Source organism: Amycolatopsis sp. cg9 (assembly GCF_041346945.1).
Taxonomy (GTDB): domain Bacteria; phylum Actinomycetota; class Actinomycetes; order Mycobacteriales; family Pseudonocardiaceae; genus Amycolatopsis.
In genome coordinates, this window is sequence record NZ_CP166850.1 from 150,131 (window position 1) to 173,174 (window position 23,044).

Here is a 23,044-nt window from a genome sequence, read left to right on the forward strand (position 1 = left end):
GGTCAGCGGTAGACCTCGAACTCGTAGATCCGGGCCGCGCCGTTGCCGTTGTTGGTCGGTGTGGTGAGGTTCAGCTTCACGTACCGCGCCGATCGGGTCGTGATCGGGTGGTACGTGCGGCTGGCCCGCGAGCCGGACACCGACGCGACCGTCGTCCACGTCGAGCCGTCGGTCGACGTCTGGATCGTGAAGGCGCCGGTGTTCCAGCCGGTCGTCTCACCGCCCAGGCCGGCGTGTTTGACCACGAACGAGGACACGTTCTGCGCCGACCCGAGGTCGATCTGGAGGAACTTCGTCGCGGCGGTGCTGCAGAACTTGCTGTTGTTCGCCAGGCTGCCGTCGACGGCCTTGTCCGCGCTCTCGGCCGAGTTGCACGAGGCCGAGCCCGACGCCGCCTTGCCCTGCGCCAGGTTCGTGCCGAGCTCCGGCGCGGCCGGCGGGGGCGTGAACCCGTCGTTGTACGACGGCGGGACGTCCGCGGTGCTCGTGCCCCAGGCGCTCGGCGACGAGCCCATCGTGTAGTTCAGCGCCGCCGCGCCCGCGATGTCGCCGTAGCGGATCCACGACTTGGTCGTCGCGGTCCCGTTGACGCTCAGGCTCTGCACGTACTGCGCGCCCTGGCCCGCGCCCGAGCCGGTGATCTGGATCGTGCCGCTCGGGCGGACGATCGAGACCGCCGGGAACAGCGGCCCGTGCAGCGCCAGGACGTCCGCGCCCGGCGTCGCCGGGTACATGCCCAGCGCGGCGAAGACGTACCACGCCGAGGTCGCGCCGAGGTCGTCGTTGCCGGGCAGGCCGCCCGCGCCGGTGGTGAACGACTCGTTCATCACGCGCCGCACCGCCGAGCTGGTGCCCTGCGGGTAGGCCGCGTAGTTGTACGCCCACGGCACGCCGTGCTCGGGCTCGTTGCCGATGTAGAAGTACGGCTGGGTGAGACCGCCGTTGAGCTGGGTGAAGTGGTGGTCCAGCCGCTGGACGGCGGTCTTGCGGCCGCCCATCAGGTTGATCAGGCCCTGGTAGTTGTACGGCACCATCCAGGTGTACTGCGACGGGTTGCCCTCGGTGTAGCCGCTGTCGCTCGACGGCACGACCGGCCACGCCCAGTTCCCGTCGCTGCCGCGCGGCTGGACGTAGCCCGAGTCGGCGCCGAACACGTTCTGCCACCACTGGGCGCGCTGCATGTAGGTGGTGTACTTCGCGGTGTCGCCGACGGCCTTCGCGAACTGCGCCACCGCGAAGTCCGACGCCGAGTACTCGAGCGAATCCGACGGGTCTTCGTAGACGTAGTGCCGGCTGAGGTAGCCGCTCTCCCGGCCGCGGATCGCCTGTCCCTGCGCGGTACCGCCGTTGGAGCTCTTGTCCATCAACGTGAGCGCCGCGGCGGTGTCGAAGCCGCGGACCCCGAAGGCGTACATGCTGCCGACGACGATCGGCCCGGGGTCACCGGTCATCACGAAGTGCTCGTTGCTGTTGTGCGACCACTTGGGCAGCAGGCCGCCCTGCTGGCCGTCCAGCACCATCGACTTCGCGATGTCGCTCGCCTCGTTCGGGGCGAGCAACCCGATCAGCGCCGCCCACGACCGGTAGATGTCCCAGCCTGAGTAGTTCTGGTAGACGGTGTGGGACGCCGTGTGGATCGCCTGGTCGAACCCGCGGTACTGGCCGTTGGTGTCGCTGGCGATGTTCGGGTTCTGGAACACGTGGTACAGCGCCGTGTAGAACTTCTGCAGGTCCGCGGCCGCACCGCCGGTCACCTGCACGCGGTTCAGGACGTCGTTCCAGCTCGTGTCGGCCGCACCGCGGACGCCGGCGAAGTCGAAGCCGGGGTTCTCGGCGGCGAGGTTCGCCTGCGCGTTGGCCAGGCTGACGAACGAAATGCCGACCTTCGCCTGCACAACTGCGTTGCTGGAGGTGTCGAAGGTGACGTAGCCGCCGGAGTTCGTGCCGCTGGCGCTCGCGGACCCGGCGCTCACCGTGCCGCCGAGCCAGGTGCCGAACCCGCTGGGCACGCGGTCGAACTGGATCACGTAGAAGATCTGGTACGTCTTGCCGGACCCGCAGAAACCACCGCCGGTCACCGAACCGGTGAGCTGGCTGCCGCTGATGCTGATGGACCCGGTGCGGCTGCCGGTGGCGCTGCGGCCGGTGTTCACGAGCAGCCGCGCGGACGTCGTGTTCGGGTAGGTCAGCTTCATCGAGCCGGACCGCTTGGTCGCCGACAGCTCGACGGTGGTGTTGTAGTTGTCGAGCTTGTTCTTGTAGTAGCCGGGCGCGGCCGATTCGTTCGCCTTGGTGTAGCGCCCCGCGTACCCGGTCCAGCCGGTGCCCGGCGAAGTGCCGATGGCGCCGGTGATCGGCAGCAGGCCGAGGTCTTCGTTGTTGGGGCAGCCGGCGCCGTTGAAGTGGGTGAGGCTGAATTCCTCGATGCCGGTGTCGCTGTACCGGTACCCGGACGGCGACGCGGTCGGGGTGTCCGGGCTGAACTGCACCATCCCGAACGGCACGACGGCGCCCGGGTACGTGCTGCCGCCGGCACCGCCGGGCACGGGGTTCGGCGAGTTGCTGTTGTCCGTGCCGATGAAGGGATTCACGTACTGCGTAAGGGCTGACGTGGCGCCTTCGGCGGGCATTGCGGCGAGCCCCGCGCCGACGAGCGCGACCGCGAGCAGAACCGCGCGCACCCGTCTGCGCATCCTCGGGAGTGGTCCGGACATGGAACCCTTCCTCTCCTTGCCGCACGCTTTCGCCGGGCGACAACGTTGTCGGGCGTCGTGACAACGATGTCAGGTCGGCGGGTGCCGCGCTGACAACGTCGAGGGGATCGAAGTGGTACCGGAACTCGGTGGCAGGACATGGTGCCACGGCGGGACCCTCCCGCGGAAGCACCGAAAGTTCGTTGTGCGCCAAGCGATCCGCGGACCGGACCAGTCAGGGACGGTGGACCACTCGGTGGCCGCCGAATCCGACTGCACCCCCCGGGCCGGACGGGCGCGAGGTCGCGAACGACTCATTCGGGACCACCAACGCCGCCAATGACCCATTCGCGACCCCAGCCCGAGCACGCACCCCGCGACACTCAGGACCACCCGGCGGCCGCCCGGTATGCACCCCCACTCCCAGCCGACCGCACGCAACGTCCCCAGTGACTCATTCGGGACCACCAACGCCGCCAATGACCCATTCGCGACCCCAGCCCGAGCACGAACACGCCCGGCGCCCGCTCAGGAACCCCGGACCACCCAGTGGTCGCCGAGCGCGGTCGTCGTCGCTTCGCCGTTCGTCAGGTCCGCCAGCCAGCTCTCGAAGGCCGGCGCCTCCCCCGGCGCCAGTCCGATCTCGAAGCGGGCCCGCTCGTCGAACCGCGTGGCGTGGAGCAAGTACGGCGACGCGCGCAAGTCGTTCTCGAGGCGGCCCGCGCGGTCGTAGCTCACCGCGACTTCCACCAGCGCGAGACGCCGGTGTTCTAGTACACCAACAACTTCCAGTGCCTCCGAAACGGACTGTCCGTACGCGCGGATCAGTCCGCCCGCTCCCAGCAGCACCCCGCCGAAGTAGCGGGTCACCACCGCGACCGCGTCGGTGACCTCGCGGCGGCGCAGCACTTCCAGCATCGGCGTGCCCGCGGTGCCCGCCGGTTCGCCGTCGTCGCTCGAGCGCTGGGTCCGGCCGTCGGGGCCGAGAACGAAGGCGTGGCAGTGGTGTCGTGCCCCCGGTTCGGCGCGCCGGCGGCCCGCGATGAACTCGCGCGCGGCCTCTTCCGACGTCACCGGGGCGAGCGCGCAGAGGAACCGGGAGCGCTTGATCTCGATCTCGTGGACCCCGGATCGAGCCACGGAGAGATAACGATCAGTCATCGGACGAGTCCGCCATGCCCCCAGCTTCCCACCTCGGCACGGCCTCCCAGCACGTGCCCCAGGCCACTTGGGACGAACGTTTCCGCAGGTCAGAGCACACACAGACCGGCACTCGGGAGCCACAGCCCGACATATGGGACTACCCCCGGGCACGTCAACGTAAGCGTGGCATTTCCCACCCGGGGGCAACGACGTATGTCGATAACAGCGAATTCACACTATCGTCATAAGACCCGGCGAACCCGGGAGTAACACCGCGCGCTCCGGCCGGCCCCCACCACAGTGGCCGGTCTGCGCGCGCACGCAGCACCCGACATGTTCGGCTGCCCAGTGTTGTGCGGCCTCCCAGATGCCCTGCGTCCGGTTTCCGAGCATCGACGCCCGGCCGGCGCCTCGCGGCATCTTGCACTTCGACAACAGCATCTGTTCTCGACTGACCATCGCGGTACCGGACCACTTCGTTAACCGGTTCAGCTAGAACCACACGATGGAGTGAGTACCGGTCGCGCCAACGCCTTGGGAGGCGGCCAGCCGTGACCCACCGTGCCAATTCCCTGCCCCCGTCCGGGGAGCAGTTCAGCAACGCCGAGGCCGAGGGCCTCTACCGGAGCGACTACGAACACGACGCCTGCGGTGTCGCCTTCGTCGCCGACCTGACCGGGCGCCGAGACCACGCCATCGTCGCCAAAGCCCTGGTCGCGTTGCGCAACCTGGAACACCGAGGGGCGCGGGGTGCCGAACCGGACACCGGGGACGGCGCGGGACTGCTCATCCAGGTCCCGGACGAGTTCTACCGCGAAGTCGTCGACTTCGAGCTGCCCGAGCCGGGCACCTACGCCGTCGGCACCGCTTTCCTGCCGCAGGACGAAAAACGCCGCGGCCGGGCCATGACGACCATCGAGCGCATCGCCGCCGAAGAGGACATGCGCGTCCTCGGCTGGCGCGAGCTGCCGGTGCACACCGAGCACTGCGGGCCGACCGCCGCCGAGACCATGCCGCACTTCACGCAGCTGTTCCTCACCGCGCGCCGCCCGAAGCCGGAGCACTCGGACCCGCTGCACATCGAGCGCAGCGCCTTCTGCGTCCGCAAGCGCGCCGAGCACGAACTCGTCGAGGACGACGTGTACTTCCCGTCGCTGTCCTCGCGCACGATCGTCTACAAAGGAATGCTCACCGAGCCGCAGGTCGAGCGCTTCTTCGCCGACCTCACCGACGAGCGCGTCACCAGCGCCATCGGCCTGGTGCACTCCCGCTTCTCCACCAACACCTTCCCGTCGTGGCCGCTGGCGCACCCGTACCGGTACGTCGCGCACAACGGCGAGATCAACACCCTGCGCGGCAACCGCAACTGGATGGACGCCCGCGAGGCGCTGCTCGAGACCGACCTGGTGCCGGGTGACCTCAAGCGGATCTACCCGGTGATCACCCGCGGCGCCAGCGACTCGGCGTCGTTCGACGAGGTGCTGGAGCTGCTCCACCTCGGCGGCCGCTCGCTGCCCCACGCCGTCCTGATGATGATCCCGGAGGCCTGGGAGAACCACCAGGAGATGGACCCGGCCCGGCGCGCGTTCTACGAGTTCCACTCGACGCTGATGGAACCGTGGGACGGCCCGGCGCTCGTCGCCTTCACCGACGGCTCCCAGATCGGCGCGGTCCTCGACCGCAACGGCCTGCGCCCCGGCCGCTACTGGGTCACCGACGACGGCCTCGTCGTGCTGGCCTCCGAGGTCGGCGTGCTCGACATCGACCCGGCGACGATCGTCCGGAAGGGACGCCTCGAACCCGGACGGATGTTCCTCGTGGACACCGCCGAGGGCCGGATCGTCGAAGACGACGAGGTCAAGACCGAGCTGGCCACCGCGCACCCGTACGACGAGTGGGTCGAGGCCGGTCTCCTGCACCTGGAGGACCTGCCCGAGCGCGACCGCGAAGTGCCGCTGCACGCGGCGCTCGTCCGCCGCCAGCAGGCGTTCGGCTACACCGAGGAAGAGCTCGACGCCATCCTCGAGCCGATGGCCCGCACCGGCGCGGAGCCGATCGGCTCGATGGGCAACGACTCGCCGATCGCGACGCTGTCCAGCCGGCCGCGGCTGATCTTCGACTACTTCATCCAGCTCTTCGCCCAGGTGACGAACCCGCCGCTGGACGCCATCCGCGAGGAGCTCGTCACCGCGCTCGGCACGCAGATCGGTGCCGAGCCGAACCTGCTGGTGGGCAACGCGGCGTCCTGCCGCCGGATCGTGCTGCCGTTCCCGGTGCTCGACAACGACCAGCTCGCCAAGCTGGTGCACGTCAACGACGACGGCGACCTGCCGGAGTTCCAGGCCGTCACGGTGCTCGGCCGCTACAACGTCCACGGCGGCGGCGAGGCGCTGCTCAAGCGCCTCGACGAGATCCGCGCCGAGGTGTCGGAGGCGATCGAGGACGGCGCGCGGCTGATCGTGCTGTCCGACCGCGGGGTCGACGAGGACCACGCGCCGATCCCCTCGCTGCTGCTGACCGGCGCGGTGCACCACCACCTCGTCCGCGAGAAGACGCGCACGCAGGTCGGCCTCATCGTCGAGGCCGGCGACGCGCGCGAGGTGCACCACATCGCGCTGCTCATCGGCTACGGCGTCGCCGCGGTGAACCCGTACCTGGCGATGGCGACCGTCGAGGAGCTGGCCCACCAGGGCCAGATCCCGGGCGTCACGCCGAAGGAAGCGACGGCCAACCTGATCAAGGCGCTCGGCAAGGGCGTCCGGAAGACGATGTCCAAGATGGGCGTCTCGACCGTCGCGTCCTACACCGGCGCGCAGATCTTCGAAGCGATCGGGCTCGGCGACGAGGTCATCGACACCTGCTTCACCGGCACGACGTCCCGCCTCGGCGGCGTCGGCTTCGAGACCCTCGCCGACGAGGTCGCGAAGCGGCACAAGTACGCGTTCCCGGCCGACGGCGTCCGGGCGTCGCACCGCGAGCTCGAAACGGGCGCGGACTACCAGTGGCGCCGCGAAGGCGAGCCGCACCTGTTCAACCCGCAGACCGTCTTCAAGCTCCAGCACTCCACGCGGTCCGGGAAGTACGAGATCTTCAAGGAGTACACGAAGTCCGTCGACGACCAGGCCGAGAAGCTGCTGACGCTGCGCGGGCTGTTCGACTTCAAGTACGGCAAGCGCGCGCCGGTGCCGATCGAGGAGGTCGAACCGGTCTCGGAGATCGTCAAGCGGTTCGCCACCGGCGCCATCTCCTACGGCTCGATCTCGATGGAGATGCACCAGACCCTCGCCGTCGCGATGAACCGCCTCGGCGGCAAGTCGAACACCGGTGAGGGCGGCGAGGACGCCGAGCGGCTCTACGACCCGGAACGGCGCAGTGCTGTCAAGCAGGTCGCGTCCGGCCGGTTCGGCGTCACGAGCGAATACCTCGTCAACGCCGACGACATCCAGATCAAGATGGCGCAGGGCGCGAAGCCCGGCGAAGGCGGGCAGCTGCCCGGCGCGAAGGTGTACCCGTGGATCGCGAAGACGCGGTTCTCGACGCCGGGCGTCGGCCTGATCTCACCGCCGCCGCACCACGACATCTACTCGATCGAGGACCTGGCGCAGCTGATCCACGACCTCAAGAACGCCAACCCGAACGCGCGCATCCACGTGAAGCTCGTGTCCGAGGTCGGCGTCGGCACGGTCGCGGCGGGCGTGTCCAAGGCGCACGCGGACGTCGTGCTCATCTCGGGCCACGACGGCGGGACGGGCGCGTCGCCGCTGTCGTCCATCAAGCACGCCGGTGGCCCGTGGGAGCTCGGCCTGGCCGAGACGCAGCAGACGCTGCTGGCCAACCGGCTGCGCGACCGGATCGTGGTGCAGACCGACGGCCAGCTCAAGACCGGCCGCGACGTCATCGTCGCGGCGCTGCTCGGTGCCGAGGAGTTCGGCTTCGCGACCGCGCCGCTGGTGGTGTCGGGCTGCATCATGATGCGCGTCTGCCACCTCGACACCTGTCCCGTCGGGGTCGCGACGCAGAACCCGAAGCTGCGCGAGAAGTTCAGCGGCAAGGCCGAATACGTCGTCAACTTCTTCGAGTTCATCGCCCAGGAAGTGCGCGAGTACCTGGCGGAGCTCGGTTTCCGGTCGATCGCCGAGGCGGTCGGGCACGCCGAGTTCCTCGACAAGCGCAAGGCGATCGAGCACTGGAAGGCCGCCGGGCTGGACCTGTCGCCGATCTTCCACGTGCCCGACACGGCCCCGGCCGGGCTGCGGCTGCAGCAGACGCTGCAGGACCACGGCTTGGAGAAGGCGCTCGACAACACGCTGATCCAGCTCGCCGAGGGCGCGTTGAACTCCGGCGACAAGGTGCGGCTGGAACTGCCCGTCCGCAACGTGAACCGGACCGTCGGCACCATGCTCGGCTCGGAGCTGACCAAGCGGTGGGGCGGCGAAGGCCTGCCCGACGACACCATCGACGTCACCTTCACCGGCACCGCGGGCCAGTCGTTCGGCGCGTTCGTGCCCAAGGGCATCACGCTGCGGCTCTACGGCGACGGCAACGACTACGTCGGCAAGGGCCTCTCCGGCGGCCGGCTGATCGTGCGCCCGCCGAAGGAGGCGCGGATCGCCGCCGAGGACCACATCATCGCCGGCAACGTCATCGCCTACGGCGCCACGAGCGGCGAGATCTTCATCCGCGGCAAGGTCGGCGAGCGGTTCTGCGTGCGCAACTCGGGCGCGCTGGCCGTCGTCGAGGGTGTCGGCGACCACGGCGGCGAGTACATGACCGGCGGCCGGATGGTCGTGCTCGGCCCGATCGGGCGGAACTTCGCGGCCGGCATGTCCGGTGGCATCGCCTACGTGCTCGACCTGCCCGCGCACCGCGTCAACCCGGAGATGGTCGACCTCGACCCGCTCGACTCCGAGGACGCGGACTTCCTGCGCGAGACGCTGGAAAAGCACTACGACGAAACGGAATCCGCCGTGGCGCGGGAACTGCTGGCCGACTGGGACGCGGGCGTCGACCGCTTCGGGAAGGTCATGCCGAAGGACTACAAGCGCGTGCTCGCCGCCCAGGTGCAGGCCGAGCGCGACGGGCGCGACGTGAACGAGGCGATCATGGAGGCCGCACATGGCTGACCCCAAGGGCTTTCTGACCACCACGCGGGAAGAACCGAAGCGCCGTCCCGTCGACCTCCGGCTGCTGGACTGGCGAGAGGTCTACGAGGACTTCGCCACGACGAAGCTGGAGAAGCAGGCCGGCCGCTGCATGGACTGCGGCATCCCGTTCTGCCACCAGGGCTGCCCGCTCGGGAACCTCATCCCCGAGTGGAACACGCTGGTGTGGCGGGACGACTGGCGCCAGGCCATCGACCGGCTGCACGCGACGAACAACTTCCCGGAGTTCACCGGCACGCTGTGCCCGGCACCCTGCGAAACCGCTTGCGTGCTCGGGATCAACGACGACCCGGTGACGATCAAGCGCGTCGAGATCTCCATCGTCGACCGCGCCTTCGCGGAGGGCTGGATCACGCCCGAGGTCCCGGCGGTGCGCACGGGCAAGAAGGTCGCGGTCGTGGGCTCCGGCCCGTCGGGACTCGCCGCGGCGCAGCAGCTGACGCGCGCGGGCCACAGCGTCGTGGTCTACGAGCGGGCCGACAAGATCGGCGGGCTGCTGCGCTACGGCATCCCCGAGTTCAAGATGGAGAAGTCCCGCCTCGACCGCCGGCTCGCGCAGATGGAAGCCGAAGGCACGGAGTTCCGGGCGTCGGTCAACGTCGGCGCCGACCTGCCGATCGCCGACCTGCTGGCCCACGACGCCGTGGTGCTGGCCGGCGGCGCGACCGACTGGCGCGACCTGCCGATCTCCGGCCGCGAGCTCGACGGCATCCACCAGGCCATGGAGTTCCTGCCGCCGGCCAACCGGGTCGCCTCGGGCGAGCTGGAGAAGTCGCCGTTCGACGCTTCGGGCCTGGACGTGGTCGTGATCGGCGGCGGCGACACCGGCGCGGACTGCGTCGGGACGTCGCACCGCCAGGGCGCGCGTTCGGTGACGCAGCTGGAGATCATGCCCAAGCCGCCGGAGTCCCGGTCGGACGCCCACCCGTGGCCGACGTACCCGATGATCTACCGGGTGTCCTCGGCGCACGAAGAGGGCGGCGAGCGGCTGTACGCGGTGAACACGCAGGAGTTCCTGGGCGACGAGTCCGGCCGCGTCCGGGCGCTGAAGCTGGTCGAGGTGCGCAACGAAGGCGGCAAGTTCGTCCCCGTCGAGGGGTCGGAGCGCGAGCTGCCCGCGCAGCTCGTCCTGCTGGCCATGGGTTTCCTCGGCCCGCAGAAGCAGGGGCTGCTCGAAGACCTCGGCGTCGAGCTGGACGGGCGCGGCAACGTGGTCCGCGACAAGGCGTTCAAGACGAGCCTCGACAACGTGTTCGTGGCCGGCGACATGGGCCGCGGCCAGTCCCTGATCGTGTGGGCGATCGCGGAGGGCCGCAGTGCCGCGGCCGGCGTCGACGCCTTCCTGACCGGGCGGGACTTCCTGCCCGCCCCGATCGCGCCGACGGACCGGCCGATCGCGTAGAACCCGGCGCCGGCGGAGGTGTCACTGTCGCCACCTCCGCCGGCGCTGTCCCACTCCTCAGCCGAAGTAGTGGCCCTTCTCGACGTCTTCGAGGAGGCCGGGCCGCGTCGGGCGCCAGCTGAGCAGCTCCTGCGTGCGCGCGCTGGCCGACGGCTGGTCGACGGACAGGATCAGGCCCAGGAAACCCAGTTCCCCAGCCGGGACCGGCGTGGGCACCAGGTCCAGCCGGGCGCCGATCACCGCGGCGAGGTCGCGGATCGCCACGCCCTCGTCGCCCACCGCGTGCAGCACCGCACCGGGTCGGGCCTGCTCCAGCGCCAGCCGGAACAGGTGCGCGGCGTCCAGGACGTGCACCGCGGGCCAGCGCTGCGTCCCGTCGCCGACGTAGGCGGAGACGCCCTTCTCGCGGTCCAGGCCGATCAGCCGGGCGATGAAGCCGTGCCGGTCGCCTTCGCCGTGCACCGACCGCGGCAGCCGGACGACGGACGACCGCACGCCGCGCCCGGCCATGGCCACGACCGCGCGGGCGATTCCGGTGCGGCCCGCGACCGGCCCGGCGCCGTCCGGGTCGTCGTCCTCCAGGGACGGGCGGCCGGGCACGACGGGCGTTCCCGACGCGACCACGAAGGGCTTGCCGGCCAGCACCGCACCCATCGCTTCGACCGCGCGCGCGTCGGTCTCGATCGACTCCTCGATCCGGGTGAAGTCGTGCCCGAAGGCCAGGTGGACGACGCCGTCCGCGCTCTCCGCGGCGGTTTTCAGGGTTTCGAGGTCGGTCAGGCCGCCGCGTAGCACGTCGGCGCCCATCGCCTCGACCGCGGCCGCCGAGGCGGCCGACCTGGCCAGCCCGACCACCTCGTGGCCCGCGCCGAGGAGTTCGGGGACCAGCGCCGAGCCGATCCAGCCCGACGCACCGGTGACGAAAACACGCATGACGACCTCCGCACAGTGATGACACTTGGTGCCATCACCCTAGCACCGTGATGACACCGAGTGCCATCGCCTAAGCTGGGCCGCATGAGCCGCTGGGAGCCGAACACGCGCGAGCGGCTGATGCGCGCCGCGGTGGCGGAGTTCCTCGACCGGGGCTACGAGAGCGTCACCGTCGCCGAGATCACCGAGCGGGCCGGCCTGACCAAGCGCACGTTCTTCCGCCACTTCGCCGACAAGCGCGAGGTGCTGTTCGCGGGCCAGGAAATCCTGAGCCGCCTGTTTTCCGACGCGATCGCTTCGGCGCCCGCGGAAGCGACGCCGATCGAGGCGATCGCGGCGGCGCTGACGGCGACCGGCGAGGTCTTCGGCCCGGAGCGGCGCGAGTGGGCGTGCAAGGTCCAGGCGGTGGTCGCGGGCCACAGCGACCTGCGCGAGCGCGAACTGCTCAAGCGCGCGAAACTGCGGGCCGCGATGGCCGAAGCGTTGCGGGAGCGCGGAGTCGGCGAACCGGCGGCGAGCCTGGCGGCGGAGATCGGCGGTCTCGCCTTCACGACGGGCTTCGTGCGATGGGTGGAGCCGTCGAACGAACGCGGTTTCGGCGAGCTTTCCCGGGAGGCTTTGGCCGAACTGGTGGCGGCGACCGCGTCCCTCGGCTGAGGCAACGGCGAGCGGGCCTCAGCTGTCCAGGAGAGCACTTCCCAGCGGCGTCAGCGAGTGCAGCACCGTGTTGCGCTCCCGGTGCGTGATGATCAGCCCCGCGCGTCGCAGCACCGTCGTGTGCTTGCTGACCGCCGACGGCGTGACCCCCAGCCGGGCCGCCAGTTCCGACGTCGAGCAGCCGACCGCCAGGACCGTCAGCGCCGCCGCGCGGGTCGGGCCCAGCAGGTCCGCCAGCGCGCCGCCCGGGGTCTTCCGGGCGGCGCGGTCGACGCCGGCGGTGTGCGCCGCGTGGCGGACGCACGGGTAGAGCAGCCGGGGAACGCCGCCCGGCAACGGCGGCACGAGCGCCGGGCCCACCGAAAAGTACGTCGGGACCAGCAGCAGGCCGGTGCCTTCCGACGGGAGCGTGCCGGGGAGCCCGTCGTCGGTCTCCAGGACCGGGGCCGTCCAGCGGACCTTGGGGCGCAGGCCGGTCAGCAGCGCGTCGACGCCGCCGTGGAGCAGCACCTGCGTGCGCATGCCGAGATCCGCGTCCACCTGCGCGCACAGCACGTCCCAGCCCGGTGCGAGGGCCAGGTCGTGGTACTCCTGCATGGCCTGGACCAACCGGGGCAGGCCGGCGGTGTCGCCGTCGGCGAACGCGGCCGCCCACGGCGGCAGGTCGTGGTCGGCCGGCGCGGTGCGCAGCGCGGCCTTGAGGCTCACGGAGTCGGCCTTCAGCACCGCCGCGAGCCCCGTCTCGAAGTCGTAGCGGCCGGCCGCGGGTACCAGGAACTCCGGGATCGGCGCGTCCGGGCGGCAGAGCCACATCAGCACCGCCGCCGAATCCGGCAGGCCCTGCCAGACCCGGTAGCGCCACCGGTTGAACGCCGCCGAAGCCGCGTTGCGGCCGCCGTCCCGCCGCTGCAGGACCTGCAGGCTCGCGGCCAGCTCCCCCATGGGGTCGGCCGCGGCGGCGAGGCCGACGCGGACGAGGTCCGGCAACGTCAGTTCGATGCGCACGATCCCCCCGGGTCTTTGCCCCTCCATCGGGTGAAGATCTCGTTCCGTTACACACCTGACCTGCGTTTTTGCCTCTCCGGGAAATCTTCTCGACGGGGACGGACGGGCCCTGAATGATGGCTTCAGAGACCGCTTTCGGGGGTTCGCGGTCTCGACGAGGGGGATTCGCCGGCACGTTCCAGCGCCGGGCCGCGACGGCCTGGCGCCGGTTGCCGCGCGCCTTCGTCGTCAGCACACCGATGATCCGAAAAGGGGAACGATGACGAAGATGAAGCGCCTGATGGTGACGGTCGCCGCGACCGCGGGCCTGTTCGGCCTGGTCGCCGTGCCGCAGGCCGGCGCCGCGCCCGCCGACGGCAAGGGCACCGCGGTCACGTCGCTCGGCCAGCTCAAGCTGCGCCCGGCGAAGGTGGCCGGCGTCCAGCAGAAGAAGTCGACGAACACGATGGCCGCCGCGGCCGTCGACCCGGGCCCGTACATCATCGAGTCCGCGGCCTTCGGCCGCTGCTGGGACGCCGACCTGAACACCATCAACGCCAACGGCACCAAGGTGCAGCTCTGGGACTGCAACGACACCGCCGCCAACCAGGCGTGGTGGCTGACGCAGAACCCGGAGGGCTACTACCGGTTCCAGAACTACCAGAGCGGCCGCTACCTGGACGCCGACGCGAACTCGATCGGCAAGAACGGCACCAAGATCCAGCTCTGGGACTTCCAGGCCGGTGGCAAGAACCAGTGGTGGAGCCTGACCGAGATCCCCGAGGGCTACCTGCGCCAGCAGACCCCGGCCAGCCCGCGCTACCTGACCGCCGAGGGCTCGGTGGGCGCCAACGGCACGAAGCTGCAGCTGTGGGACTTCATCGCGGGCGGCAAGTCGCAGTGGTGGTTCTGATCCGCTAGGCAACGGAACGCGGGCCCCGCTCGGGGCCCGCGTTCCCGCTTCCGCGTAGTACCTTTGCAGATTGGGAAAAGGTGCTGCGGAGGGATGGGCTTGGACCGGCACGAACGGCTCAGCGCACTGCTGGACATGGTGGGGCAGCGGGAAAAGATCGACGTCGAGGCCTCCGCGGAAGAGCTCGACGTCTCCCCCGCGACGATCCGGCGCGACCTGGACCACCTGGCGGGCCGCCAGCTGCTGACCCGCACGCGGGGCGGCGCGGTGGCCAGCAACGTGGCGTACGACCTGCCGCTGCGGCACAAAGCCGCGCGCAACGCCCCCGAAAAGCAGCGCATCAGCGCCGCCGCCGCCCGCCTGGCCGAACGCGGCATGGTGATCGGGCTCAACGGCGGCACCACGAGCACCCAGGTCGCCCGCGCGCTCGCGCTGCGCCCCGAACCGCCGGGCCGGGACGGCTCGCCGGCGCTGACCGTGGTGACCAACGCGCTCAACATCGCCCACGAGCTGGCGGTGCGCCCGCACATCAAGATCGTGGTGACCGGCGGCGTCGCCCGGCAGCACTCCTTCGAGCTGACCGGGCCGCTGGCGAGCCTGTTCCTCGACCAGATCACCCTCGACCTGGTGTTCCTCGGCGTGGACGCGTTCGACGCCGAACGCGGCGCGTACGCCCACCACGAAGGCGAGGCGAGCATCAACCGGCTGATGGCTTCGCGCGCGCGGCACGTGGTGGTGATCGCGGACAGCGGCAAGCTCGGCGGCCACGCGTTCGCCCGCATCTGCGACACGGCGGCGGTCGACCGGCTGATCACGGACTCGGGCGCGGACCCCGGCCACATCTCGGCTTTCGAAGCGGCCGGGGTCGACGTCCTCCTGGCTTAGGCGTCGAGGAGGTCGAACGCGAGCAGGCCGGCGCCGAGGCGGCCGGCTTCGTCGCCGAGCTTCGCGATGCGCAGCTCCGGCATCTGCTGGAACGTCAGGTGCGCCGCCAGCCACTCGCGCACCGGCTCCAGCACGTAGTCGGCCGCCGTGAACAGGCCGCCGCCCAGGACGATCACCTCCGGGCCGAGCAGCGTCAGCAGCGTCCGGATGCCGTGGCCGAGGCCGTCGAGGGCGTCCTGGACCACCGCCACCGCGACCTCGTCGCCGCCGCGGGCCAGCTCCACGACTTCGCGGGCGCCGTCGGCCGGGCGGCCGGTGCGCTCGGTGTAGCGGCGCGCGATCGAGGCCGCCGACGAGATCGCCTCCAGGCAGCCGGTCGCCCCGCAGCCGCACTTGCCCGGGTGGCCGACGTCGATGTGGCCGACCTCGCCCGCCTGGCCGTGCGCGCGGTGGATCCGGCCGTCGAGCAGCAGCGCGGCCGCGATCCCGGTGCCGACCGGGATGAACGCCGCGTTCGTGGCACCCTGCCCGGCGCCGACCCGGAACTCGGCGATGCCGCCCGCGGTGACGTCGTGCCCGAACGCCACCGGCAGCCCGAGCCGCCCTTCCAGCAGCTCCCCGAAGTGGACTTCGCGCCAGTCGAGGTTGGCGGAGAAGTGGCAGATCCGGGTCTCCTCGTCGACGATCCCGGGCACCACGACGCCGACGGCGGCGGGCCGCCCGGTGCCCGCCTGCTCCGTCAGCGCGGCCACGATGTCGACGACCTGCGCCGCCAGCGCCGTCCCGTCCGCGCTCCGCGCCGTCTCCGCCCGCAGGGCCGCCTGCGGCCGCAGCTGCTCGTCGAGCAACGCCGCCTTGATCGTCGTACCGCCCACATCGAGGGCCGCCACCATTCGAGTCACCGCGGCATTGTCACATTGACTCGCCCCGAACGGCGGACCTACGCTCAACCGGCCAGACGAGGAGATTCCGGAACGCGGTGCAAGTCCGCGCGGTCGCGCCACTGTGACCCCCGCCAGGGGGAAGCCAGACCCGGACCCTCGTGACCGACCCCGATGAGGCCGCGAAAGCCCGAGGAGGCCACGCTCATGTCCCACACGGCAGCTCCCGCCGTCCCGCTCCCGATCCGCATCCCGATCCGTGAGATCGTGCCGTGGGCGGTGTTCGTGGTGCTCCTCGCGCTGATCGCGCTGTACTTCGTGAGCGCCGAGCAGGGCGCCACCGCGGTGTTCGCGAACATGTACGTCCACGAGTTCGTGCACGACGGCCGGCACCTGCTGGCCTTCCCCTGCCACTGATCGGCGGGCACGTACTCCCATGATGAAGACCCTGCTGGTCCGCGGCATGCTCGCGGGCCTGATCGCCGGTGTGCTCGCGTTCGGGTTCGCCTACGCCTTCGGTGAGCCGTCGGTGAACACCGCCATCGGCCTCGAAGAGTCCGGCGGCCATTCCCACTCGCACGGCGCGGGCGCCGAGCCCGCCCCCGCCGAAGAGCACGACGAGGAGCTCGTCCCCCGGGACGTCCAGAGCACCGTCGGGCTGCTCACCGGCGTCCTCGTCTACGGCGTGGCGATCGGCGGCCTGCTCTCGCTCGCCTTCGCGTTCGCCCAAGGCAGGCTCGGCAACCTGCGCCCCCGGGTGACGGCGTTGCTGCTCACCGCGGGCGCGTTCGCCGTGGTGTTCCTGGTGCCGTTCCTCAAGTACCCGGCCAACCCGCCCGCGGTGGGCCAGCCGGGCACGATCGGCTCGCGCACCGAGCTGTACTTCGGCTTCGTCGCGGTGTCCCTGCTCGTGGGCATCTTCGCCACGGTGTTCGGCCGCAAGCTGGCCGACCGCTTCGGCGCCTGGAACGGCTTCCTCCTCGCGGCGGCGGGCTACCTCGTCGTGATCGGCGTGGTGGCCTGGCTGATGCCGGCGGTCGACGAGGTGCCGGCGGAGTTCCCGGCGTCGACGCTGTGGAGCTTCCGCACGGCTTCGGTCGGCACGCAGGTGACGCTGTGGCTGGCGCTGGGGCTGGCTTTCGGTGCTTTCGCGGAGAAGGCGTTGACGAAGAAGGCCGCGGTCGCCGCCTGACCGTTCAGGGCGCGCCCGGCGGGACGAACGGAAGCCCGCCGGGGGCGCCCCGCTCCAGCAGGCCGAGCAGGGTCGCCGCGTCCAGGTGCTCCTCGACGGCGTCGGCCAGCTTGTCGAGCATTTCCTCGCGCAGGGCGCCGAATCCGGGCGCGTCCGGCGCCGGGGTCCACGCCACGCCCGCCTGGGCCGCCGCTTCGGTGAGCCACGCCCGGCGGAAGGCGTCGTTTTCGAAGGCGCCGTGCCACATCGTGCCCCAGACCGGTCCCACGCGCACACCGTCCAGAAAGGACTCCAGATCCGCCGGCGCGGTCACCGACCCGTGGTGGATCTCGTAGGCGTGGACCGGGTTCCCGCGCCACTCGCCGGCCGGACGGGCGAGGACCTTCTCCGCGGCGAACGCCACCCGCGCCGGCAGCAGACCCAGGCCGGGAACCGCGCCGGCGCCGGATTCCACGTCGTCCACAATGGACTCGGCGAGCATCTGGTAGCCACCGCAGATGCCCAGCACCGGCCGCCCGGCCGCGGCGCGGGCCGCCACCGCCGCGGCGAGGCCGCGGTCGCGCAGCCAGGCGAGGTCGGTCACCGTGGCGCGCGAACCGGGCAGCACGACGACGTCCGCGGCCACGACCACGTCCGGGTCGGCGGTCAGCGTGACGGTGACGCCGGGTTCGGCGGCGAGCGCGTCGACGTCGGTGGCGTTGGACGCGCGCGGGAACCGGACGACGGCCACGCGCAGGCCACCGCCGTGGGCCTCCCGGCGCCAGCCCGCGGCCGCCAGCGCGTCCTCCGAGTCGATCCACACCCGGTCGAGCCAGGGCAGCACGCCCAGCACGGGCCGTCCGGTGACCTTCTCCAGGCTGTCCAGGCCCGGGCGCAGCAGGCCGACGTCGCCGCGGAACTTGTTGACCACCCAGCCCGCGACGAGCGCCTGGTCCTCGGGTGAGAGCAGCGCGAGGGTGCCGAACATCGCGGCCAGCACGCCACCGCGGTCGATGTCGCCGACGACCAGGACCGGCAGGCCGAACCGCCGCGCGAGCCCCATGTTGACGTAGTCGCCGCCGCGGAGGTTGATCTCCGCCGGGCTGCCGGCGCCTTCGCAGACGACGACGTCGTAGCGGGCGCTGAGGTCCTCGTACGCACCGAAGGCGATCTCCGCGAGCCCGGCCCGGCCGGTGGCGTACTCGCCCGCTTCGAGGGTGCCGAACGGCTTCCCGAGCGCGACGACGTGGCTGCGCCGGTCGCTGCCGGGCTTGAGCAGCACGGGGTTCATGGCGGCTTCGGGCTCGACGCCGGCGGCGCGCGCCTGCACCCACTGGGCCCGGCCGATTTCCGCGCCGTCGCCGCAGACCATGGAGTTGTTGGACATGTTCTGGGCCTTGAACGGCGCCACGCGAACCCCGCGGCGCGCGAGCCACCGGCAGATCCCGGCGGTGACCAGGCTCTTCCCGGCGTCGGACGTCGTCCCGGCGACCAGCAGGCCGCTCACCGGGCCACCCCCGCGGCGACGACCACGGCGGCCAGTCCGACCCACCTCGACAGGCGCACCGCCCGCCGCAGGTCGACCGGCTCCGGATCGCGGCCCTCGCCCAGCCGGGCCCGGCTCTCGACCTCGCCGCCGTAGCTGTTCGTCCCGCCGAGGCGGATGTCCAGCGCGCCCGCGAAGGCCGCCTCGACCTGGCCCGCGTTCGGGCTGGGGTGCCGCGAACCGTCGCGGCGCCACACCCGCCACGACGCCCGCGCCCGATCGCCCGCGCACACCACCGTGAGCGCCGCGCCGAGCCGCGAAGGCAGCAGGTTGACCACGTCGTCGGCCCGCGCCGCGGCCCAGCCGAAGTTGCGGTAGCGCGCGGAGCGGTAGCCGACCATCGCGTCGAGCGTGTTGAGCGCCCGGTAGCCCAGCAGCCCCGGCAGCCCGGCGACCGCACCCCAGAACAGCGGCGCGACCACGGCGTCCGACGTGTTCTCGGCGATCGACTCGGTGGCCGCGCGGGCCAGCTCGGCGGTGTCGAGCGTCGTCGCGTCGCGCGCGCAGAGGTGCGAGAGCCGCTGACGTGCTTCGGGCACTTCGCCCGCTTCGAGCAGTCTGGCCATTTCGGCGCCTTCGGCCGCGAGACCGCGTCCGCCGAGCACGACCCAGGTGGACGCCGCTGTCAGCACGAAGCGCGCGAAGGGGCTTCGCCGTGAAGCGGCCTGAAGCGCGACGCCCAGGCCTACGGCGGCGAAGGTGCACAACCCCGCGTACGCGACTCCGCGCGGCTTCGAGTCCGCCCACAGCCGGTGTTCCAGCCGGGCCGCGGCACTCCCGAACAGGGCGACCGGGTGCCCCTGTCGGGGGTCACCGAACAGAGCGTCGGCGCCGTATCCGGTAACGAGTCCGGCAGCGGTTGTCCCTAGACGGAGTGGCACGTGGCGCACGGTAGCGCGTGCACCACAATGCCGGGTATGACCAAGCTGACCTACCGGCTCGCCGGGTACCTCGAGACCCTGGCACGCGCCCTCCGCCGGTACGGACGCGACGAAGGCAAGGTGCTCGTCCTCGGCGGTGTCCGCTCGGGGAAGTCGCGGCACGCCGAGCGGCTCGTCGCCCGCCACCCGCACCTCGTCTACGTCGCGCCCGGCCTGCCCGCGGGCGACGACGACCCCGAATGGGCCGCGCGGGTGGCCGCGCACCAGGCGCGCCGGCCGGCGCACTGGAAGACCGTGGAGACCACCGACCTCGCCGGCACCCTGCGCACGGCCACCGAGCCGCTGCTCATCGACTGCCTCGGCACCTGGCTGTCCCGCGTGCTGGACGACGTCGGCGCCTGGCGGCAGCAGCCGGGCTGGGAGCACCGGCTCGACGACCGCCTCGAAGAGTTCCTCGCCGCGTGGGCCGCGGCGCGGGTGCCGGTGGTCGCGGTCAGCAACGAGGTCGGCAGCGGTGTGGTGCCCGCAACGTCGTCCGGACGGCTGTTCCGTGATGTGCTGGGCGCACTCAACAACCGGGTGTCCGCCGACGCCGACCGGGTCGTGCTGGTCGTCGCGGGCCGGGCGCTCGACCTGTAGCTGGAGGCGCCCGTGTTCGACGTACCCGTGCCCGACCCCGCCGCCCGCGCCGCCGCGCTGGAGCGGCTCGACGGCCTGGTCAAACCGCTCGGCGCGCTCGGCAAGCTGGAGGAGCTCGCCGCCTGGCTGTCGGCGGCGCACGGCAGCGTGCCACCGCGCCCGCTCGACGACGTCCGCGTGGTGGTCTTCGCGGGCGACCACGGCGTCTCGGCGCTCTCGGCGTACCCGCGCGAGGTCACCGCGGCGATGGTCCGGGTGTTCCTGGCGGGCAAGAGCGGCGTGAACGTGCTGGCGGCGCAGGTCGGCGCGAAGGTGCGGGTGGCCGACCTCGGCGTGGATTGGGACGGTTCGGACGTACCGGCCTCGGTGACGGCCCACAAGATCCGCCGCGGCTCGGGCTCGATCGACGTCGAGGACGCCCTGGCCCCGGGCGAAGCGCGGGCAGCGTTCGAGGCGGGCCGCGCGATCGCCGGCGAAGAAGGCGACGCGGACCTGCTGATCCCGGGCGACATGGGGATCGGCAACACGGCGGTGTGCGCGGCGGTCGTCGCGGCTTCGCTGGGCCTGCCGGCGGCCGAGGTGGTCGGCACGGGCACGGGCGTGGACGCGGCGGGCCTGTCTCGGAAGACTTCGGCGGTAACGGCAGCTTTGTCGCGGGCCGCCGGCCGCGTCGAAGACCCGTTCGACCGCCTGACGACGCTGGGCAGCGCGTGCCTCGCGGCGACGGCGGGCTTCCTGGTCGAAGCGGCCCTCCGGCGCATCCCGGTCCTGCTGGACGGCGTGTTCTCCGGCGCGGCGGCCCTGGTCGCGCGGGACATCGCGCCGGGGGCGGAGCAGTGGTGGCTGGCCGGGCACCGGTCGACGGAACCGTCGCAGGCGTTCGCGCTGAAGGCACTGGGGCTGGAACCGATCCTGGACTTCGGGCTGAGGCTGGGCGAAGGCAGCGGCGCGGTACAGGCGGTGCCGGCGCTGCGAGCGGCGCGGGCGATCCTGGCGGACATGGGCCTGCTGGCGGACCTGGCGTGAAGCCGGCCCGAGGCGCGCCCGGGCCGGGCACACGCCCAGGCCGGGCACCACGCCCGAGCCGGGCTCCGCGCGTGCGGCGGTCGGCGCGGCAGCGAGGTCGCGAATGACTCATTCGGGACGTCCCAGGTCGCGAATGAGTCATTCGCGACCATCGGGCGACCGTCGACCCGGCCCACACGACTCGCTCCGCTCCCGCGAAACGGCTGCGGCACCGGAGGCCAGGCCTCCGCGCCCCAAGGCGGCCTTGGCTGCGTCGCACGCGCCCAAGGCCGCCTTCGGTGCGTCTCACGCACCGAAGGCCACATTGGGGCGCTCATGAGCCGCTGGGTCGACTCCGCGCGGCTGGCCGTCGGCACCCTCACCACCATCCCGGTCCCGGCGCCGCGCGTCATCGACCGCCGCACAGCCGGCGGCGCCATGCTCCTCGCCCCGATCGCCGCCGTTCCCCTGGCCCTCGCCGCCGGGCTCGTCGTCGCCGCCGGCCACGCACTCCACCTCCCCACCCTCGCCACCGCCGCCCTCGCCATCGGCGCCGTCGCGCTCGGCAGCCGCGGCCTCCACCTGGACGGCCTCGCCGACACCGCCGACGGCCTCGGCGCCTCCTACGACCGCGCCAAAGCCCTCGACGTCATGCGCCGCGGCGACGCGGGCCCCACCGGCGTCGCCACCCTCGTCCTCACCCTCCTCGTCCAAGCCGGCGCCCTCACCGACCCGTACTCAGCGTTCGCCGCCGTCCTCATCGGACGGTGCACGCTCTCCATGTCCTGCGCGAAAGGCGTCCCCTCCGCCCGCCCGGAAGGCCTCGGCGCGACCGTCGCGGGCTCGGTCCCCCGCACCGCCGCGATCGCCGTCGGCCTGGCCGCGGCCGCACTCGCCACGCTGCTGCCCGGCCTCACCTGGTGGCGCGGACCGCTCGCCGTGCTCCTCGCCTACGGAGTCACCGCCCTCCTCCTCAAACGGTGCACGACCAGGCTCGGCGGCATCACCGGAGACGTCCTCGGTGCCGGGGTCGAGGTCGCCGTCGCGGCCGCGCTGCTCGCGCTCGCCTGAAACTGTCGTACCCCGCCCCTAAAGTCGGCCGCGTGAACCGCACCGATCGCTTGTACGCGCTCGTCGAAGAGCTCCGCGCCGTGGCACCCAGGCCGCGCAGCGCGCGCTGGCTCGCGGCCAGGTTCGAGGTCAGCGCCCGCACCGTGGAGCGGGACATCGGCGCGCTGCAACAATCCGGCGTCCCGATCTACGCCGAACCCGGCCGCACCGGCGGGTACTGCCTCGACCGGACGCACACGCTGCCGCCGGTCAACCTCACGCCGGGCGAAGCCGTCGCGATGGCGCTCGCGCTGCGCCGGCTGGACGGCACGCCCTTCCGCGCCGAAGCCGGCTCGGCGCTGCGCAAGCTCGTCGCGGCGATGCGGCAGGACGACGCCGTCGCGGCGCAGGACCTCGCTGCCCGCGTCCACCTGCTCGGCGACGGTGGCAGCCCGCCGCCGCTGCCGCAGGTGCTCGACACCCGCCGCGTCCTGCGCATCGGCTACCGCGATCGGGCGGGAGCCGTGACGCGGCGGGACATCGAGCCGCTCGGTTACGTCGGCAAGCCCGGCCACTGGTACCTGGTGGCCTGGTGCCGGCTGCGCGAGGAGATCCGCGCGTTCCGCACCGACCGGATCACCTCGGTCGCCGCGACCGCCGAGGTGCCCCCGCCCCGCCCGTTGCGGCGCGAGGACCTCGACATCCCTTACGGCGTCGTCGAACAGCTCACTTTGGCGGGGTGAAAACGGAAAAATGGTTGCCGGCGGGATCGAGCAGGTGCGCGAAGGTGACGCCGACGGGGTTGACGACCGGGGCCCGCTGCACCCGGCCCCCGGCGGCTTCCGCGCGCTCGCACGCGGCCTGGACGTCCTCGACGAGCACGGTGAAGATCGCGTAGTCCTCGGTTCCCGTGGCGAGCCCGCCGCGCGAACCACCGGTGTCGATGACCCGGTATGCCGGGTCGGGGCTCGCCGACTCGTCCTGGACGGCCTTCCAGCCGAAGACGTCGCCGTAGAACCGTTCGGCGGCCGCCGGGTCGGTGGCGCCGATCTCGAACCAGGCGACGTCGTTGAATCCGGGCATGCTGTTCCTTTCGCTG

At 72.0% G+C, this 23,044-nt stretch carries 19 protein-coding genes; 11 read left to right on the forward strand and 8 right to left on the reverse strand.

Going from position 1 to position 23,044, the window contains the following annotated elements:
• Positions 1 to 2: 2 nt before the first annotated feature.
• Both AB5J73_RS00695 and AB5J73_RS00700 read right to left on the reverse strand, forming a co-directional pair.
• Entirely contained in the window at positions 3 to 2,714 is a 2,712-nt protein-coding gene (locus tag AB5J73_RS00695; protein WP_370967017.1) for a GH92 family glycosyl hydrolase, read from the reverse strand.
• A gap of 507 nt (positions 2,715 to 3,221) precedes the next feature.
• Positions 3,222 to 3,854 carry a YigZ family protein gene (locus AB5J73_RS00700; RefSeq protein WP_370967019.1) on the reverse strand — a complete coding sequence of 211 codons (633 nt, stop codon included), beginning with the start codon at positions 3,852 to 3,854 and terminating at the stop codon, positions 3,222 to 3,224.
• A 533-nt stretch (positions 3,855 to 4,387) separates the two neighbouring features.
• Between AB5J73_RS00700 and gltB the strand changes: the two genes are divergently transcribed.
• Together gltB and AB5J73_RS00710 are read left to right on the forward strand one after the other, a co-directional pair.
• Positions 4,388 to 8,959, forward strand: a complete 4,572-nt coding sequence (gene gltB / locus AB5J73_RS00705) for a glutamate synthase large subunit (protein ID WP_370967021.1) — start codon at positions 4,388 to 4,390, stop codon at positions 8,957 to 8,959.
• A complete protein-coding gene (locus tag AB5J73_RS00710) occupies positions 8,952 to 10,400 on the forward strand; it encodes a glutamate synthase subunit beta (protein WP_370967023.1) in 1,449 nt (482 codons plus the stop codon). Before gltB ends, AB5J73_RS00710 begins: the two co-directional genes overlap by 8 nt.
• Positions 10,401 to 10,457: 57 nt before the next feature.
• On the opposite strand, the gene AB5J73_RS00715 is transcribed toward AB5J73_RS00710, so the two are convergent.
• The gene (locus AB5J73_RS00715) at positions 10,458 to 11,333 is read right to left on the reverse strand and encodes an SDR family oxidoreductase (protein WP_370967025.1); all 876 of its coding nucleotides are present in this window, start codon (positions 11,331 to 11,333) and stop codon (positions 10,458 to 10,460) included.
• 84 nt (positions 11,334 to 11,417) lie between these two features.
• Between AB5J73_RS00715 and AB5J73_RS00720 the strand changes: the two genes are divergently transcribed.
• The gene (locus AB5J73_RS00720) at positions 11,418 to 11,990 is read left to right on the forward strand and encodes a TetR/AcrR family transcriptional regulator (RefSeq protein ID WP_370967027.1); all 573 of its coding nucleotides are present in this window, start codon (positions 11,418 to 11,420) and stop codon (positions 11,988 to 11,990) included.
• A gap of 18 nt (positions 11,991 to 12,008) precedes the next feature.
• Here AB5J73_RS00720 and AB5J73_RS00725 read toward each other — a convergent pair whose 3' ends face one another.
• The gene (locus AB5J73_RS00725; RefSeq protein WP_370967029.1) at positions 12,009 to 12,995 is read right to left on the reverse strand and encodes an ArsR/SmtB family transcription factor; all 987 of its coding nucleotides are present in this window, start codon (positions 12,993 to 12,995) and stop codon (positions 12,009 to 12,011) included.
• 259 nt (positions 12,996 to 13,254) lie between these two features.
• Here AB5J73_RS00725 and AB5J73_RS00730 point away from each other — a divergent pair, with 259 nt between their 5' ends.
• Positions 13,255 to 13,887: an RICIN domain-containing protein gene (locus AB5J73_RS00730; protein ID WP_370967032.1), complete on the forward strand. Its 633-nt coding sequence runs from the start codon at positions 13,255 to 13,257 to the stop codon at positions 13,885 to 13,887.
• A 99-nt stretch (positions 13,888 to 13,986) separates the two neighbouring features.
• Positions 13,987 to 14,772 (forward strand): DeoR/GlpR family DNA-binding transcription regulator, encoded by a 786-nt coding sequence (locus AB5J73_RS00735; protein ID WP_370972840.1) that lies wholly within the window; start codon positions 13,987 to 13,989, stop codon positions 14,770 to 14,772.
• Here the strand turns inward: AB5J73_RS00735 and AB5J73_RS00740 are convergent.
• Positions 14,769 to 15,665, reverse strand: a complete 897-nt coding sequence (locus AB5J73_RS00740; RefSeq protein WP_370972842.1) for an ROK family protein — start codon at positions 15,663 to 15,665, stop codon at positions 14,769 to 14,771. The two genes, AB5J73_RS00735 and AB5J73_RS00740, sit on opposite strands and share 4 nt — an antisense overlap.
• A 195-nt stretch (positions 15,666 to 15,860) precedes the next feature.
• Here AB5J73_RS00740 and AB5J73_RS00745 point away from each other — a divergent pair, with 195 nt between their 5' ends.
• Together AB5J73_RS00745 and AB5J73_RS00750 are read left to right on the forward strand one after the other, a co-directional pair.
• Entirely contained in the window at positions 15,861 to 16,070 is a 210-nt protein-coding gene (locus AB5J73_RS00745) for a CbtB-domain containing protein (protein ID WP_286002977.1), read from the forward strand.
• 19 nt (positions 16,071 to 16,089) lie between these two features.
• Positions 16,090 to 16,845, forward strand: coding sequence for a CbtA family protein (locus tag AB5J73_RS00750; protein ID WP_370967034.1), 756 nt, complete (start codon positions 16,090 to 16,092; stop codon positions 16,843 to 16,845).
• 4 nt (positions 16,846 to 16,849) lie between these two features.
• Here AB5J73_RS00750 and AB5J73_RS00755 read toward each other — a convergent pair whose 3' ends face one another.
• A complete protein-coding gene (locus AB5J73_RS00755; protein ID WP_370967036.1) occupies positions 16,850 to 18,331 on the reverse strand; it encodes a cobyric acid synthase in 1,482 nt (493 codons plus the stop codon).
• Positions 18,328 to 19,251: a cobalamin biosynthesis protein gene (locus AB5J73_RS00760; protein WP_370967038.1), complete on the reverse strand. Its 924-nt coding sequence runs from the start codon at positions 19,249 to 19,251 to the stop codon at positions 18,328 to 18,330. The genes AB5J73_RS00755 and AB5J73_RS00760 overlap by 4 nt, the downstream gene beginning before the upstream one ends.
• A gap of 36 nt (positions 19,252 to 19,287) precedes the next feature.
• On the opposite strand from AB5J73_RS00760, the gene AB5J73_RS00765 reads away from it, so the two are divergent.
• The 4 genes from AB5J73_RS00765 (at position 19,288) to AB5J73_RS00780 (ending at position 22,688) form a co-directional block, all read left to right on the forward strand.
• Positions 19,288 to 19,890: a bifunctional adenosylcobinamide kinase/adenosylcobinamide-phosphate guanylyltransferase gene (locus tag AB5J73_RS00765; protein WP_370967040.1), complete on the forward strand. Its 603-nt coding sequence runs from the start codon at positions 19,288 to 19,290 to the stop codon at positions 19,888 to 19,890.
• 12 nt (positions 19,891 to 19,902) lie between these two features.
• Positions 19,903 to 20,916 (forward strand): nicotinate-nucleotide--dimethylbenzimidazole phosphoribosyltransferase, encoded by a 1,014-nt coding sequence (gene cobT, locus AB5J73_RS00770; protein WP_370967042.1) that lies wholly within the window; start codon positions 19,903 to 19,905, stop codon positions 20,914 to 20,916.
• Between the two features lie 315 nt (positions 20,917 to 21,231).
• The gene (locus AB5J73_RS00775) at positions 21,232 to 21,966 is read left to right on the forward strand and encodes an adenosylcobinamide-GDP ribazoletransferase (RefSeq protein WP_370967044.1); all 735 of its coding nucleotides are present in this window, start codon (positions 21,232 to 21,234) and stop codon (positions 21,964 to 21,966) included.
• Between the two features lie 32 nt (positions 21,967 to 21,998).
• Entirely contained in the window at positions 21,999 to 22,688 is a 690-nt protein-coding gene (locus AB5J73_RS00780; protein ID WP_370967046.1) for a helix-turn-helix transcriptional regulator, read from the forward strand.
• Here AB5J73_RS00780 and AB5J73_RS00785 read toward each other — a convergent pair.
• On the reverse strand, positions 22,672 to 23,028 hold the full coding sequence (locus AB5J73_RS00785; RefSeq protein WP_370967048.1) for a VOC family protein: 357 nt from the start codon (positions 23,026 to 23,028) through the stop codon (positions 22,672 to 22,674). The genes AB5J73_RS00780 and AB5J73_RS00785 overlap by 17 nt on opposite strands.
• Between the last annotated feature and the right edge of the window lie 16 nt (positions 23,029 to 23,044).